The organism is Methyloversatilis sp. MC4-4 (genome assembly GCF_049843555.1).
Lineage (GTDB): Bacteria > Pseudomonadota > Gammaproteobacteria > Burkholderiales > Rhodocyclaceae > Methyloversatilis > Methyloversatilis discipulorum_B.
Genome location: NZ_JBBHZK010000003.1, coordinates 106,268 through 121,894, shown reverse-complemented (window position 1 = coordinate 121,894; position 15,627 = coordinate 106,268). Strand labels below are relative to the sequence as shown.

Sequence of the window (15,627 nt, the reverse complement as noted above, 5' to 3'; positions counted from 1 at the left end):
CGTTCCTCAGTGAGTGGCGAGTTGCGGTGCGCGACCGGTGCGGCGGGCACGCGGCGCGGGCGCATCGGCCTTCTGCGCGGCTGCAGCGGGCGCCGTTTGCGGCGCGTCGCTGCGCGCGGCCTGCCACGCGTCGGTCAGCAGGGCGGCGACACGGGTGGCGTCGGCGATGCAGCACAGCATCGGCTCCGGCCGGGCGGCCCGCCACGGACGGGCGTGCGGCCACAGGTGCAGCAGCGCGATGCGATCGGGCGCAGCCAGCAGCAGCGGAATGTTGCCGTGGCCCTTGCGCGTGAGCTTCAGCCCGGCCGCCTCGATCCGGTTCAGCGGCAGGTTGAAGGTGAGGCTCAGCACGATGCCGACGCGCATGACGACGCGCCGGTCGGTGATCGTATAGACCGTGGTGCGCGCGCTCAGCCAGGCCAGCAGCGTCATCATGCCGAGCGCGGCCAGCACCAGCGGCAGCAGCATCAGCACGGCACTGGCTGCGTCGCCGAAGCGGCCGCCGTCGGCGACGACGAAGCCGGCGCGCAGCGCCAGGATGACCGCGAAGTAGAGCGCCAGCGCACGCACGTGGAAGCGCTCGCGCGCCAGTTGCCGCCAGTCCGGGCCACCCTGCCAGAGCAGTCTTTCGTCCGCCGGCAGTCGCTCCGGCAGGCCGGGCGCGGCTTCGAACTCGTGCTCGTGACCGTCGTGGCGGACCGCGCGCAGGCCGCTCACAGCAGAGGTTCCTTGCGCGACGCTTCGGCGTACAGCGTGCCGCCGCCGTAGTAGGCCATCACCTTCTCCTCTTCCAGCAGCGTGATGCGGTCGGTCGCCTTGGGTTGCGGCACGCTGGCGAACTGGTGGCCGAGGATGGACGCCACCTTGACCGCACGTTCGCCGACGCGGCAGAAGTTCATCGGCAGCAGCACGCGACGCGTACCACCGCCGGCCGGCACATCCAGTTCGAGGTAGCGGAACATCGCTTCCGAGCGGTCCACCCACAGATCACGCACCACGCCGCCCTGTGCGCCGTCGGCACCGATCACCGGCAGGCCGCGCGGGTCGGTGTCCTGATGCGCGACGTCGTAGTCGGGTGCGTCGCGCAGCGGCACGATGCGCAGCGCGCCGTCGAAGGTGAGGTCGGGCAGGTCGGCGCGGTCGGCCCAGGCGCCGGGGCCGACACCGTCGAGCATCGGGTTGCCGGTCGGGTCCAGCGGTGCGCCCGGCCAGTTGCCGCTGGGCGTGGCTTTCAGCGTCTGCGGCGACCGGAAGTCATTGGGCACGGTGACCGTGCGACCGTCCTGCAGGCGGAAGGTCTTGGGATCGGGGATCGGCGGAAAGCCCTGCACGCGAATGCTGTCGGAACGGTCCGATTCCAGCGGGTAGCCCTCGCGCTTGCTCTCCTGATGCAGGTGGTAGATCAACCCCGCGAAGAAGATCCAGAAGACGTACAGCACGATCTGTGCGACGTCGAAGTACTGGGTGATGGCGCCGGTTTCCATGGTCATTCTCCTGTGTGATGGATGTTCAGCCGGGGAAATCGGCCAGTCCGAACTTCGCGCTGGCCGGGACCGGCGCGCGCGGGGCGCTGCGCACCAGTGGTCCGAGTGCGACCAGGCTGGCGAACAGCAGATAGATTTCGCAGTGATAGACGAAGCTGTAGCCGGTGGCCGGCGAGGCGAGTGCCGGGCCGAGCGCGCCGGCGGTCGCCAGTGTCGACACGACGTCGCGCAGCGCACCGCCGAAGGCGATCGCCAGGCCGGTGCTGCAGGCGTGCACCGCACCCCAGGCGCCGAGCGCGAGCCCGTTCATGCCTCCGCTGTCCAGACCCATTGCGGCGGTCAGCATGCCGACCGAAAACAGTCCGCCGCCGAAGCCGATCAGGCCGACGCCGCCGCGGAACAGCGCGGTCGACTGCAGCGGCTCGGCGAACACGACGGTCGAGAAGGCGACGATGCCGATCAGCGCGCCGAAGGCGGCGACGCGGCAGGCATCGACGCCGCGCGCCAGCGTGCGTGCCGCGAAGGCGAAGGCGGCCAGCGCGCCGCAGGCCATCAGCGCGGTCAGTGCGGTGGTGGCGCCGACGCCCATGCCCAGCACCTCGGCGCCATACGGTTCGAGAATGATGTCCTGCATGCTGAACGCGGCGCTGCCGAGGCCGAGCGCCAGCAGGTAGCGGGTGGCGCGCGCATGCGTCGAGAACTGCTGCCATATCGTGCGGAAGGGCTGGCGCGGCGTCTCGGTGCTGCGCGCGCTGCGCGCCTCCTGTTTCCACAGCGCGGCGATGTTCAGCGCCATGGTCAGCATGGCCGATCCCTGGATCACCTGGATCAGTCGCAGCTGCGAGAAGTCCGCCAGCAGCAGACCGAACAGGACGCCGCTGCCCACCATGCCCGCCAGCAGCATCAGGTACATCAGCGCCACCACGCGCGGCCGCGCAGCGGGCGGCGCGAGGTCGGTGGCGAGCGCGAGGCCGGCGGTCTGCACCGTCTGCATGCCGGCGCCGACCATCAGGAAGGCCAGCGCGGCGCCGGCCTGACCGACCCATTCGGGGCCACGCGTATCGCCGGACAGCAGGATGAGCGAGAAAGGCATGATGGCCAGTCCGCCGAACTGCACCAGCGTGCCCATCCACAGATAGGGCACGCGGCGCCAGCCGAGCGCCGAGCGGTGGGTGTCCGAGCGGTAGCCGAGCAGCGCGCGGAAGGGTGAGAACAGCAGCGGCAGCGCCACCATCGCGGCGACCAGCCAGGCGGCCATGCCCATCTCGACGATCATGACGCGGTTCAGCGTGCCGATCAGCAGCACGGTGGCCATGCCGACCGACACCTGGAACAGCGACAGGCGCAGCAGTCGCCCCAGCGGCAGCGCCTCGCTGGCGGCGTCGGCAAAGGGCAGGAAACGCGTGCCGACACCGGTCCACAGCCGTGCGGCGCGGGCGTTCAGTGCGGGCAGGCCGAGCCCTCTGCGCGGCGCGTTCATGTGCGCACCAGTTCCATCGCCTGCGAGGTGTAGAAGCCGCTGGCCACGCGTTCGCTGCGCAGCGGCGCCATCCCGCGCAGTCCGTCCTCGTCGGCGATCAGCCGTCCGAGCACCGCCGCGCGGACCGGTTCGATCGCCGGCGCGCGGTTGCCGCGCGGGAAGAAGCGGCCGACGAAATGCATCGCATCGAGGGCGCGCGTGCTGGGCGGGAAGGTGAACAGGATGGAGGCCGCGGTGCGCGCGGCCAGCCCCGACAGCACGCGCACGGCGTCGCGCGGACGGTAGTGGATCAGCGAATCCATCGCCACCACGTGGTCGAAGTGGCCGAGCGCGGGGTCCAGCATGTCGCCGGCGCGGAAGTCGATGCGGCCCGCCAGGCCATGCGGCATGCGTTCGCGCGCCAGCCCGACCAGGGTCGGCGACAGGTCGATCGCCACCACGTGGGCGCCCCGGCGCGCCGCCTCGACCGCCAGCGCGCCGGTGCCGCAGCCGGCGTCGAGCAGGCGGCAGCCGCTCAGATCGTCGGGCAGCCAGTCGAGCAGGGTGGCGCGCATGCGGTCGCGGCCGGCGCGCACGGTGGCACGGATGCGGCCGACCGGTGCATCGGAGGTGAGCCGCTTCCAGGCGTCCACCGCGGTGCGGTCGAAATAGGTGGCGATCTCGCCACGGCGTTCGAGGTAGGAGCTGTCCATGATCAGTCGAATCCCAGCAGGTCGAAAATGTCGCGGTCCTTCATCGGCGCGCATTCCAGCGGATCGGTGCCGGCCCACAGCGAGGCGGCCAGGCGCAGGTATTCGTGCTGCACCGCCTCGACCTCGACCGTCGGATCCATCTCGAACAGCGTGGCCTTCTTGAGCCGGCTGCGGCGGATCACGTCGAGGTCGGGAAACTGCGCCATGGTCTTCAGGCCGACCCGCTCGTTGAAACGGTCGATCTGGTCGGTGGCGTTGCTCCGATTGGCGATGACGCCGCCCAGCCGCACCTTGTAGTTCTTCGACTTGGCCTGGATGGCGGCGACGATGCGGTTCATCGCGAAGATGGAATCGAAGTCGTTGGCGGTCACCACCAGCGCGCGGTCGGCGTGCTGCAGCGGCGCGGCGAAGCCGCCGCACACGACGTCGCCGAGCACGTCGAAGATGACCACGTCGGTTTCGTCGAGCAGGTGGTGTTCCTTCAGCAGCTTCACCGTCTGCCCGACCACGTAGCCGCCGCAGCCGGTACCGGCCGGCGGGCCGCCCGCTTCGACGCACATGACGCCGTTATAGCCGGGGAACACGAAGTCCTCCGGCCGCAGTTCTTCCGAATGGAAGTCGACGGTTTCGAGAATGTCGATCACCGTCGGCACCAGCGACTTGGTCAGCGTGAAGGTCGAATCGTGCTTGGGGTCGCAGCCGATCTGCAGCACGCGCTTGCCGAGCTTGGAAAAGGCGACCGACAGATTGGACGACGTCGTGCTCTTGCCGATGCCGCCCTTGCCATAGACGGCGAACACCTTGGCGGTGCCGATGCGCAGCGTCGGGTCCTGGTGCACCTGCACGCTGCCTTCGCCGTCCGGATGCGAAGGGCCGCGGCGCGTCGTCAGCGACGACAGCGGGACATGGGTGGTGGTGACTGTATTCACGGTGCGGCCCTGGAAAGGTGGGTGAGGTGCGTCATGCGCTGGCCCGCTGGAACACGCCTTCGAGGCGGTCTTCCAGTTCGTCGCCGGCTTCGCGCAGGCGCGCGAGCACGCTGTCGTCCGGCTGCCAGTAACGTCGGTCGTGCGCCTCGATCAGCCGGTTGGCGAGCTTGGCGGCGGCGGTGGGGTTCAGTTCGGCCAGCCGGGTACGCATCTTTTCGTCGAGCACGAAGGTCTGCGTCAGCTGCTGGTACACCCAGGGCGATACCTGGCCGGTGGTGGCCGACCAACCCATGGTGTTGGTGATGTGCGCTTCGATCTGGCGCACGCCTTCGTAGCCGTGCGCCAGCATGCCTTCGTACCACTTCGGGTTCAGCATGCGGGTGCGCGTTTCCAGCGCCACCTGTTCGTCCAGCGTGCGCACCGATCCTTCGCCCAGGGTCTGGTCGCCGATATAGACCGGGGCCACCGCGGCGTCGGCGCCGCGGGCGCGGCGCACCGCGCGGGAGATGCCGCCCAGCGTGTCGAAATAGGTGTCGACCGTGGTCACCCCCAGTTCGACCGATTCGAGGTTCTGGTAGGCCAGTTCGACGTCGGCCAGCACGCTGGCGAGCAGCGCGCTGCGGGCGACCGGCCGGCCGCTGCGGCCGTAGGCGTGGCCCTTGCGGCGGGTATAGGTTTCGGCCAGTTCGTCCTCGTCGTCCCAGCGGCTGTTCTCGATCAGGTGATTCACGTTCGAGCCGTAGGCGCCTTCGGCATTACCGAACACGCGCAGCGCAGCGGTTTCGAGGTCACAGCCGTTGGCGGCCTGGAAGGCCAGCGCGTGCTTGCGGATGAAGTTGTGCGCCAGCGGCTCGTCGGCGCTGGCGGCGAGGAAGGCGGCTTCGGCCAGCATGCGGATCTGCAGCGGCATCAGGTCGCGGAAGATGCCGGACAGCGTGATCACGACGTCGACCCGCGGCCGGCCGAGTTCTTCCAGCGGCACCAGCTGCGCGCCAACCAGGCGGCCGTAGCTGTCGAAGCGCGGTTTCGCACCCATCAGCGCCAGCGCCTGCGCGATCGGCCCGCCTTCGCTCTTCAGGTTGTCGGTGCCCCACAGCACCATGGCGATCGATTCCGGGAACGGGTGACCGTCGTCGGTGTGGCGGGCGAGCAGGCGCGCCGCCTGTTTCGCGCCATCGATGACGGCGAAGGCGCTCGGGATGCGGAAGGGGTCGAAGCCGTGCAGGTTGCGGCCGGTCGGCAGCACCGCCGGCGTGCGCAGCAGATCGCCGCCGGGGGCCGGGCGCACGAAGCGTCCGTCGAGCGCGTGCACCAGCGCATCGACTTCGTGGTCCTTGGCCAGCAGGCCGTTCGTTTTCGTCAGTTCGGCAATCAGTGCGCGCGTGCCGTCGTCGTCGGCGAGGTTGCCTGCGCTGCGGATGCGCTCCGGGCTGTCGCCGCGCATGACGGCCGCAATCATGGCGCGCGGCAGTTCGATGCCGTGTCCGGCCTGGGCAACCGCGTGCAGCAGGTCGGCGCGTTCGGCTTCTGTCGGCGCCTCGCCGACCACGTGCAGACCGCAGGGGATGAGCGTGCGCTCCAGTTCATGCATCTGCAGGCCGAGCGTCACGATGGCGGCTTCGCTGTCTGCCCACGGCGGTGTCGCCGCGCATAGTTCGAGCGCGGCCGCCTGCGCCTGGATCAGCGCGGCCAGGGCCGGCGCCTCGCGCTCGCTGCCCGGTTCGCGTGCGCGCCAGCGCTCGACCGACACCTTCATCTCGGCCAGTCCGGCGTACAGGCCGGCCTGGGTGACCGGCGGCGTCATGTAGCTGATCAGCGTGGCGCCGGAGCGGCGCTTGGCCAGCGCACCCTCGGACGGATTGTTCGACGCGTACAGATACAGGTTGGGCAGCGCGCCGATCAGGCGGTCCGGCCAGCAGGCGCCGGACAGGCCGGCCTGTTTGCCCGGCATGAATTCGAGCGCGCCGTGGGTGCCGAAGTGCAGCACGGCATGCGCGGCGAAGTCCTCGCGCAGCCAGCGGTAGAAGGCGGAGAAGGCGTGCGTCGGCGTGAAGCCCTGTTCGAACAGCAGGCGCATCGGATCGCCCTCGTAGCCGAAGGACGGCTGCACACCGACGAACACGTTGCCGAATCGGGCGCCGAGCACGAACAGGTGGCGGCCGTCGCTCAGATCGCGGCCGGGCGCCGGGCCCCAGTGCGCCTCGATCTCGCTCAGCCAGGTTTCGCGTCGCACGTGCTCGTCCGCCGGTATCCGGTGATGCACATTGGCCGGCGCACCGAAGCGCTCCGCATTGCCGGTCAGCAGCGCGTCGCGCAGCGCCGCCTCGCTGGCCGGCATGTCGATCTGGTAGCCCTCGCGCTTCAGCGCGCCCAGCGTGCGGTACAGCGAGGCGAACACGGACAGGTGGGCCGCGGTACCGACTGCGCCGCCATTCGGCGGGAAGTTGAACAGCACGACGGCGACCCGGCGCTGCGCCCGTTCGGCGCGGCGCAGCGCGATCAGCCGCGCCACCTTGTCGGACAGCATGTCGGCGCGTTCGGCGCACACGTGCATGTCGCGTCCGCCCTCGCTGGGCGGGAAGCTGCAGCGGCGCGCACAGCCTTCGCAGGTGCCGCCGGCGCCCGCCGAGCGGCCGCCGAACACCATCGGACTGGTGGCGCCATCGAGTTCAGGAATGGCCACCATGATGGTGTTCTCGACCGGCAGCAGGCCGCGCTCGGAGGCGCCCCACTGTTCCAGCGTCTGGAACTCGACCGGGTGGGCAGCGAGGTAGGGCACGTCCAGCTTCGCCAGCAGGTCTTCGGCCGCCTTCGCGTCGTTGTAGGCCGGGCCGCCGACCAGCGAGAAGCCGGTCAGCGACACCACCGCATCGACCACGGCGCGGCCGTCGCGGATGAAGAAGCGCTCGACCGCCGGCCGCGCGTCCAGGCCGGTGGCGAAGGCGGGAATGACCGACAGGCCGCGCGCTTCAAGTGCGGCGATCACGCCGTCGTAGTGGGCGGCATTGCCGGCCAGCAGGTAGGAACGCATCAGCAGCACGCCGACCGTACCGCGTGCCTCGGGCGCGGTCGGCAGCGCGGCGACCTGTTCGGCGATGCGCTGGGCGATGCGCGGGTGATAGACGCCGACTTCCGGATATTCGAACGGTGCGCCCGGTTTCATGCGTCCGCGCAGGTGGGCGCGCGGGCCGTCGGCGTAGCGGTCGATCAGAAAGCGCACCATGTTGGCGACGTTGTCCTGCGAGCCCGCCAGCCAGTACTGCAGCGTCAGGAAGTAGGCGCGCACGTCCTGCGCGGTGCCGGGTATGAAGCGCAGCAGCTTGGGCAGGCGGCGCAGCATGCGCATCTGCCGTTCGCCGGAGCTGCTGCCGCCCTTGCCGGCGTTGCCGCGCAGTCGTTTAAGCAGCGCCATCGGGCCGCTCGGCGGCGCGCTCATGTCGAAGCGGCCGATGCGGGTGAGCCGCGCGACTTCGCCGGCCGACATGGCGCACACCATGGCATCGCACTGTTCGCGGCGCGCGATCAGCGCCGGCAGCACCGGGCGGAAGTGGTCCTCCATGAACAGCATGGTGGCGATGACGATGTCGGCGGCGGCGATGGCGGCTTCGCAGCGCGCCAGCGCCTCCGGCCGGTCGCTCCATTCCGAGGCGGCGTGCACCTCCAGTTCCAGACCGGGCAGTTCGCGCCGCAGCGCGCTGCGCGCGCGCTCGGTGGCGCTGGCCAGGTGGGTGTCCATCGTGACGATGACCACGCGTACCGGCGTGGCATCGGCGGTCGAGGGCTCAGCGTGCGAAGTGAGCTTTGGCATCGTAGAGCGTCTCCACCGTGATGGTGCTCAGTCCGCGGCTGCGGGCGTAGCTTTCGGTATTGCGGCGCGCCTTGCCGCGGACGAAGAACGGAATCTTCTTCAGTTCGCGTTCGCCGTCTGCGGTCCAGGCCGGGGCGTCGTCCGCGTCGCTCATGCCCAGTTCGGCCACCGCCATCGTCTGTACGGCGACGGCTGGCAGATGCGAGGCGGGCGCGGCGTCGTTGAATTCGAAGTCGTCGCGGAACATCTGCAGCAGGTGTTCTTCCAGCCCCATCACCAGCGGGTGCACCCAGCTGTCGAACAGCACGTTGGCGCCTTCGAAGCCATACACCGGGCTGTAGCGGGCCGGCACGTCCTGTACGTGGATCGGGCTCGATATGACGGCGCAGGCGATGCCCAGCCGCTTGGCGATGTGGCGCTCCATCTGCGTACCGAGCACCAGCTCCGGTGCGGCGGCGGCGATGGCTTTCTCGACTTCGAGGTAGTCGTCGCTGATCAGCGCCTCGACGCCGTAGCGCGCCGCCGCCTCGCGCACGTCGCGGGCGAAGTCGCGTGCGTAGCAGCCGAGGCCGACCACGGTGAAGCCCATCTCCTCCGCCGCGATGCGTGCCGCGGCGATGGCGTGCGTTGCGTCGGCGAAGATGAACACCCGCTTGCCGGTCAGATAGGTCGAATCGACCGAGCGCGCATACCAGGGCTGACGCGAGGCCGAAGCGCCGCGGCCGGCGGCGCCCGGCGTTTCGGCGCCCAGCAGCGGCGACGGATCCACGCCCGCCAGCGCGGCGACTTCGGCGATGAAGTCGCGCGTGGCGCCGACGCCCATCGGAATGGTCCGTGTCGCCGGCATGCCGAAGCTGCGGCTCAGCCAGCCGGTCAGCGTGCGCGACACTTCCGGGTAGAGATCGATATTGAAGTCGGCATCGGGCAGGCGGCGCAGGTCGTCGACCGAGGCGCCGAGCGGCGCCACCACGTTGACGTCGATGCCGAGCGCGTCGAGCAGGCGGCGGATTTCGGTCACGTCGTCGCGGCAGCGGAAGCCGAGCACGGTCGGGCCTAGCAGGTTGGCGCGCGGGCGCCGTGCCGGGTCGCGCGGCGGACGTGCGGCGCCGGGCGCGGGCAGGCGGTCGGCGAGCAGGGTGCGCGCCAGGTGATAGAAGGTTTCGGCGGCGCCCCAGTTCTCCTTCTTCGAGTAGGCGGGCAGCTCCAGCGCCACCACCGGTATCGGCAGCTGCATGCCGGCGGCTAGCGCGCCGGACTGGTCCTGGATCAGTTCGGCGGTGCAGGAGTCGCCGACCAGCAGCGCGGCCGGATGGAAACGCTCGAAGGCCTCGGCCACGGCGGCCTTCACCAGTTCGGCGGTGCTGCCGCCGAGGTCGCGCGCCTGGAAGGTGGTGTAGGTGACCGGCGGCCGGCGGTCCTGCCGTTCGATCATCGTGAACAGCAGATCGGCATAGGTATCGCCCTGCGGTGCGTGCAGCACGTAATGCAGGTCGCGCATCGAGCTGGCGACGCGCATGGCACCGATGTGCGGCGGTCCTTCGTAGGTCCAGAGCGTGAGCTGCATCGCGTGCCCCTTCAGACGGCCAGCCGTGCGCGGCGCGCGAACGGGCGGGCGAACAGTTCGGCCAGGTCGCCCGCCTGGTCGTAGCCGTGTATCGGCGAGAACACCAGTTCGATCGACCACTTGGTGGCCAGCCCTTCGGCTTCCAGCGGGTTGGCCAGGCCGAGGCCGCACACCGTGAGGTCGGGGCGGGCCGCGCGCACGCGGTCGAGCTGGCGATCCAGGTGCTGGCCTTCGCTGAGCACGATGTCGTCCGGCAGCAGCGCCAGTTCCTCACTGACCATCTGGCGGTCGAGGAAGGGCGTGCCGACCTCGATCAGCCGCATGCCCAGTTCGCGCTGCAGGAAGCGGGCGAGCGAAGGTTCGAGCTGCGAGTCGGGCAGCATGAACAGGCTGCGCCCGGCCAGCAGCGGGCGCTGTCGTGCCAGGGCGGTTTCGGCGCGCGCACGCGCCGGGCCGGTCACCGCGTCGAATGTGGCCGGGGTTACGCCCCAGGCGCGGGCGGCCGCCTGCAGCCAGGCGGTTGTGCCTTCGGCACCGAAGGGGTAGGGCGCGCGCAGCAGGCGGGCGCCGCGGGCGACCAGTGCGCGCACGGTGTCGCCATTGAAGGGCTGGGCCGGCAGCAGGTCGGTGTTCGGACCGATCGCCGGCACATCGGCCGCGCGGCGGCCCGGCAGGAACACGACGTCGGCGATGCCCAGCTGTTCGAACTGGCGGCGGAACTGGTCCTCGACGATGTCCGGCAGACAGCCCACCACCATCAGCTGGCGCGCGTCGGTGTGCGGCATCAGCGGCACGAAGGTGCGCAGCGCGGCGTCTTCGCCCTGGGTGAAGGTGGTTTCGATGCCGGACCCGGAATAGTTCAGCACGCGCACCTGCGGCAGCAGCCGGGCGTTGAGCCGCTCGGCGGCACGAGCGAGGTCGAGCTTGATCACTTCCGACGGGCAGGAGCCGACCAGGAACAGTGTGCGGATTTCCGGCCGGCGTTCGAGCAGCGTGACGCACAGGCGGTCGAGTTCGTCGTTGGCGTCGGCCATGCCGGCCAGGTCGCGGTCGGTCAGGATGGCGGTACCGAAGCGCGGTTCGGCGAAGATCATGACGCCGGCGGCGGACTGGATCAGGTGGGCGCAGGTACGCGAGCCGACCACCAGGAAGAAGGCGTCCTGCAGCTTGCGGTGCAGCCACACGATGCCGGTCAGGCCGCAGAACACCTCGCGCTGGCCGCGTTCACGCAGCACCGGGCGCTCGTCGCAGCCGCTGCGGGTAGCGATCGGAATGTCGTGCAGATTGCTCATGCCTGCACCACCGCGCCGTGGTTGCCGGCCGCGGGAGTCGCCGTGTCGAGCCGCGCGGCGCGCAACTTGAGCAGGAACTGTCCAGCGTTGATGACGTAGGTGAAGTAGGCGGTCAGCGCCAGCCACATCAGGCCGGTCGCGTCCAGCATGCCGGTCGCCAGTGCGACCAGATAGGCGGTGTGCAGCGCCAGCACCGCGAAGCTGAATACGTCTTCCCAGAAGAAGGGGCGGGCGAACAGCCAGACGCCGAACACCGCCTTTTCCCAGATCGAGCCGGTGACCATGATGGCGTACAGCAGCAGCGTCTTGATCACCACCGACCAGACCGCCGCCTGCAGGCCCTCACCGGACCACAGATAGCGCAGCACGAGCACGAGGCTGATCGCGAAGGCGATGAACTGCACCGGCGCCAGCACCCCCTGAACCAGGGTCCAGGGTGACTCATCCCGCCGGCGGCGTTCCTCCGGCGTATAGAGCGGTGTGTGCCGCGTCGGCGGTGAGGCCTCTCTGTTGCGCATCGTCGCGTCTCCTCTGTCCTCGTAATCGAATCTAGACGGCCGGGGACAAAGTGTCAATGTAAATTGACGTCACGACGAAATTACATCGGCGGAATGACAATGCGCGCGGTCCAGCTGGCCATTCGGGCCGGCGCGTCATCGAAATTGACAAGTTAACTTGACAGTGCGGGGTGGCGCGCTCTATTCCTACATTGTTGGCGTCCAGTTCTGCAGACATCTTCGAACCCACGCCTTCCTGCCCAGAGACTTGCTCGCCCTCGTCGTCAGTGCCACCACGGACACTGGGTTCACCACCCGCAGCAGCCGTACAGCCCGTCCGCATCCATGGGGCGTCCACCGGGGGCGCATCCGACACGGCCGGGGCACGACAAGAAGACCCAAGGAGGCAGGAAGATGGCCGGGATGACGCAGCGAGGCGCCCGCAGGGCGCAGGTGTCGGTAGAGAGCTTGTCCGTGCAGGAGCAGGGCGGCGTGAGCCACTTCGGTGGGCCGCCGATCGGACCGCCCGTATTTGCCGCCCCCGACTGGCTGGGGGATCTGGCGCAGACGATAGAAGCGGAAATCATTCCACGGCTGATGCTGGCGCACGGCGATCTGGTCGATCTGCCGCCGGCCGGGGCGGGCGCAACGACCATCTCGGCGCGCGAAATCCACGAATTCGCCAACCTCGTGCTGGCACAGGATGCCGGCGTCGTACGCAGCTGCGTGCAGGCGATCCGCGCCCGCGGCGTCGAGCCACGGGTCATCTGTCTCGACTTGCTCGCGCCGGCAGCGCGCCGGCTCGGCGAACTGTGGGAAGCCGATCTGTGCGATTTCACGCAGGTCACGCTCGGCCTGTGGCGGATCCAGCAGGTGCTGCACGACGTCAGCCCGAGTTTCCGCAGCGATCTGCATTCGGGCGAGACAGGCCGCCGCGTGCTGCTCGCCACCTTGCCGGGAGAGCAGCACACCTTCGGCATGTCCATGGTGGCCGACTTCTTCCGCCAGCGCCGCTGGGACGTGCGCCTCGACACACCGGGCCCGCGCGGCGAAGCGCTGCGCCTGCTGCGCGCCGAGCGCTTCGATCTGGTGGGCGTGTCACTCGGCAGCGAAACGCGCTTCGACGAACTGGCGGAATGGATCACCGCCGCTCGCCGCGTGTCGCTGCAACGCGACATCGTGGTGATGGTCGGCGGCCCGATCTTCGCCAGCCGGCCGGAGTGGGTGCCGCTGGTCGGCGCCGACGCGACGGCGCGCGACGCGAGCGCCGCGGTCGATGTGGCCGAAGCATTGCTGCCTGTGCGATTTGCGCATGGGTGATCAGTTTCTGGAGGGTATCGATTGGGTTCGGAGCAGGGGCGCGATCAGATCGCGAAAATGGACGCCGATGCGGGAAGGTTGACGGTGAGGCCTTTTGATTCGCCGATGGGTTTGCTACATGGCGTCGATGCCGAGTCGGCTGCACGACTCATTGCCGCCGCCTCCGACGTTGCGCTGTTGCTCGACGACAAGGGCGTCATCCGCGACCTTGCATTCAACGACGGCGCGCTGCTGCCCGAGGCCGGCGCGCGCTGGCTGGGGCGCCGGTGGACCGAGGTGGTGACGGTTGAAAGCCGCCCCAAGGTCGAGGCGCTGCTGCAGGACGCAGCCAGCGGCGAAAGCCGCCGTGCGCGGCACGTCAATCATCCGGTGCAGGGCGGCAGCGATCTGCCGCTGCTGTACTCGACCGTGCGCATCGGACACGACGGCACGGTCGTCGCACTCGGCCGCGACCTGACGGCGCTGTCCATGCTGCAGCAGCGGCTGGTCGACGCGCAGCAGTCGATCGAGCGCGACTATGCCCGCCTGCGCCAGCTCGAGGCGCGCTACCGCCTGCTGTTCCAGATGACGTCGGAAGCGGTGCTGGTGGTCGATACCGTCAGTCAGCGCATCGTCGAGGCGAATGCCGCCGCCAACCGGATGCTGGGCGAGGACGCGCGCAGCGTGGTCGGCCGCAATTTCCCGGAAGGGCTGGACGACGCCGGCAATCAGGCGGTGCAGGGACTGTTCGCCGCGGTGCGTGCCAACGGTCGTTCCGACGACGTCCGCGTGCGCGGGCCGGGGGGTGGCGACTGGCTGGTGGCCGCCTCGCTGGTCAGACAGGACGCCGCATCGCTGTATCTGGTGCGGCTGTCGCAGATCGGTGCCACCGGCACCGAATCGGGCGAGCGGATGTCGGTGGTCGATGCGGTCGAAATGGTGCCGGACGCCTTCGTGCTGACCGGCGAGGACGGCGTCATCCTGACCGCCAACCAGGCCTTCGTCGATCTCGCCCAGCTGGCAAGCATCGAACAGGCGCGCACGCAGTCGCTCGAACGCTGGCTTGGCCGTCCGGGCGTCGATTTCAAGGTGCTGATGGTGAACGTGCGCCAGCACGGTTCGATCCGCCTGTTCTCGACCGTGCTGCGCGGCGAGCACGGCTCGGACGTCGACGTCGAGGTGTCGGCGGTCGCGGTGGACCGCGGTGAGCGTCCGTGCATCGGTTTCACCGTGCGCGGCGTCAGCCGCCGCATCGAGCCGGAACCGCGGGTCAGCCGCGAGATGCCGCGTTCGGTCGAGCAGCTGACCGGCTTGGTCGGTCGCGTATCGCTAAAGGATCTGGTGCGCGAATCGACCGATCTGATCGAGAAGCTGTGCATCGAGGCGGCACTCGACATGACGCACGACAACCGCGCGTCGGCGGCTGAAATGCTCGGCCTGAGCCGGCAGAGCCTGTACGTGAAACTGCGCCGTTATGGCATCGGCGATCTCAACGCCGATCAGGGCGACGACGGCGGGCAGGAGCCGGGCGAGGAGTGATCCGGAGCGGGTCGGTCGGCCGGGTCGCGCCCCGCCGACCGCGTCCGCACGGCGCTGTCGTGAAGCCCGGTCGGTGGCCTTGCGCCCGGTGTCAATCAAAATGGACTGAACGAGTGTAAGTTTGTCTTGACGCTCTTGTGTGTCAAGCCTACTGTTAGCTCATGACACGTCCAGCCCTCTCTGCCGTTGCCGAACTGCTCAAGCCCATCACCTGGTTTCCGCCGATGTGGGCTTTCGGTTGTGGCGTCGTCGCCTCCGGCCTGCCGGCCGGGGAGCGCTGGCAGGTCGTGCTGCTCGGCGTGCTGTTGGCGGGGCCGCTGGTCTGCGCGACCAGCCAGGCGGTAAACGACTGGTTCGACCGTCACGTCGATGCGATCAACGAACCGCAGCGTCCGATTCCATCCGGTCGCATGCCGGGTCACTGGGGTCTCTACATTGCAGTCGCCTGGACGCTGCTGTCGCTGCTGGTGGCGACCGCGCTCGGTCCTTGGGGCTTTGCCGCCGCCGCTGTCGGCCTGCTGCTGGCCTGGGCCTACAGCGCGCCGCCGCTACGGCTGAAAGCCAACGGCTGGTGGGGCAACACCGCCTGCGCGCTCTGTTACGAAGGTCTGGCCTGGGTGACCGGTGCGGCGGTGATGGCCGGCGGTACGATGCCCGACCTGCGCAGCCTGCTGCTTGCCGGCCTGTACAGCGCCGGCGCGCACGGCATCATGACGCTGAACGACTTCAAGTCGGTCGATGGCGACCGTCGCATGGGCATCGCTTCGCTGCCGGTGCAACTGGGGGTTGCGCGCGCCGGTCGGGTCGCCTGCTGGGTGATGGCGGTGCCGCAAGTCGTCGTCGTCGCGCTGCTCGCGCACTGGGGCGCGCCGGCACACGCTGCGCTGGTGGGCATGCTGCTCGGTGCCCAGCTGATGCTGATGTCCCGCCTGCTGGACGACCCGCGCGCGCGCGCGCCTTGGTACAACGGCACCGGCATCACGCTCTACGTGCTGGGCATGCTGGTGAGCGCCTTCGCACTGCGCGCGCTCGGAGGCGACTGA

Annotated in this window: 12 protein-coding genes; 3 read left to right on the top strand and 9 right to left on the bottom strand. The window is 69.5% G+C overall.

Going from position 1 to position 15,627, the window contains the following annotated elements; all coding sequences use genetic code 11:
* Window positions 1-6: 6 nt before the first annotated feature.
* Genes puhB through bchF form a run of 9 tightly spaced genes read right to left on the bottom strand, consistent with a single transcriptional unit; the run spans window position 7 to window position 11,767 of the window.
* Window positions 7-717 carry a photosynthetic complex putative assembly protein PuhB gene (gene puhB / locus WDZ97_RS13595; RefSeq protein WP_425763093.1) on the bottom strand — a complete coding sequence of 237 codons (711 nt, stop codon included), beginning with the start codon at window positions 715-717 and terminating at the stop codon, window positions 7-9.
* Window positions 714-1,484 (bottom strand): photosynthetic reaction center subunit H, encoded by a 771-nt coding sequence (gene puhA / locus WDZ97_RS13590; RefSeq protein WP_304001772.1) that lies wholly within the window; start codon window positions 1,482-1,484, stop codon window positions 714-716. The genes puhB and puhA overlap by 4 nt, the downstream gene beginning before the upstream one ends.
* Before the next feature lie 25 nt (window positions 1,485-1,509).
* Complete coding sequence (locus WDZ97_RS13585; protein ID WP_425763092.1) at window positions 1,510-2,964, bottom strand: BCD family MFS transporter; 1,455 nt, start codon at window positions 2,962-2,964, stop codon at window positions 1,510-1,512.
* Complete coding sequence (gene bchM / locus WDZ97_RS13580; protein ID WP_425763091.1) at window positions 2,961-3,656, bottom strand: magnesium protoporphyrin IX methyltransferase; 696 nt, start codon at window positions 3,654-3,656, stop codon at window positions 2,961-2,963. Before bchM ends, WDZ97_RS13585 begins: the two co-directional genes overlap by 4 nt.
* Window positions 3,657-3,658: 2 nt before the next feature.
* The gene (bchL, locus tag WDZ97_RS13575; protein WP_304001779.1) at window positions 3,659-4,585 is read right to left on the bottom strand and encodes a ferredoxin:protochlorophyllide reductase (ATP-dependent) iron-sulfur ATP-binding protein; all 927 of its coding nucleotides are present in this window, start codon (window positions 4,583-4,585) and stop codon (window positions 3,659-3,661) included.
* 31 nt (window positions 4,586-4,616) lie between these two features.
* Entirely contained in the window at window positions 4,617-8,393 is a 3,777-nt protein-coding gene (locus tag WDZ97_RS13570; protein ID WP_425763090.1) for a magnesium chelatase subunit H, read from the bottom strand.
* The gene (gene bchB / locus WDZ97_RS13565; protein ID WP_425763089.1) at window positions 8,368-9,957 is read right to left on the bottom strand and encodes a ferredoxin:protochlorophyllide reductase (ATP-dependent) subunit B; all 1,590 of its coding nucleotides are present in this window, start codon (window positions 9,955-9,957) and stop codon (window positions 8,368-8,370) included. Before bchB ends, WDZ97_RS13570 begins: the two co-directional genes overlap by 26 nt.
* A gap of 11 nt (window positions 9,958-9,968) precedes the next feature.
* Window positions 9,969-11,249, bottom strand: coding sequence for a ferredoxin:protochlorophyllide reductase (ATP-dependent) subunit N (locus tag WDZ97_RS13560; protein WP_425763088.1), 1,281 nt, complete (start codon window positions 11,247-11,249; stop codon window positions 9,969-9,971).
* The gene (gene bchF / locus WDZ97_RS13555) at window positions 11,246-11,767 is read right to left on the bottom strand and encodes a 2-vinyl bacteriochlorophyllide hydratase (RefSeq protein WP_425763087.1); all 522 of its coding nucleotides are present in this window, start codon (window positions 11,765-11,767) and stop codon (window positions 11,246-11,248) included. Before bchF ends, WDZ97_RS13560 begins: the two co-directional genes overlap by 4 nt.
* Before the next feature lie 471 nt (window positions 11,768-12,238).
* Here bchF and WDZ97_RS13550 point away from each other — a divergent pair, with 471 nt between their 5' ends.
* The 3 genes from WDZ97_RS13550 to chlG all read left to right on the top strand — a co-directional run bounded on the left by WDZ97_RS13550 (window position 12,239) and on the right by chlG (window position 15,627).
* Window positions 12,239-13,066: a cobalamin B12-binding domain-containing protein gene (locus WDZ97_RS13550; RefSeq protein WP_425763086.1), complete on the top strand. Its 828-nt coding sequence runs from the start codon at window positions 12,239-12,241 to the stop codon at window positions 13,064-13,066.
* 105 nt (window positions 13,067-13,171) lie between these two features.
* The gene (gene ppsR, locus WDZ97_RS13545; RefSeq protein ID WP_304001791.1) at window positions 13,172-14,584 is read left to right on the top strand and encodes a transcriptional regulator PpsR; all 1,413 of its coding nucleotides are present in this window, start codon (window positions 13,172-13,174) and stop codon (window positions 14,582-14,584) included.
* 161 nt (window positions 14,585-14,745) lie between these two features.
* A complete protein-coding gene (gene chlG / locus WDZ97_RS13540; RefSeq protein ID WP_425763085.1) occupies window positions 14,746-15,627 on the top strand; it encodes a chlorophyll synthase ChlG in 882 nt (293 codons plus the stop codon).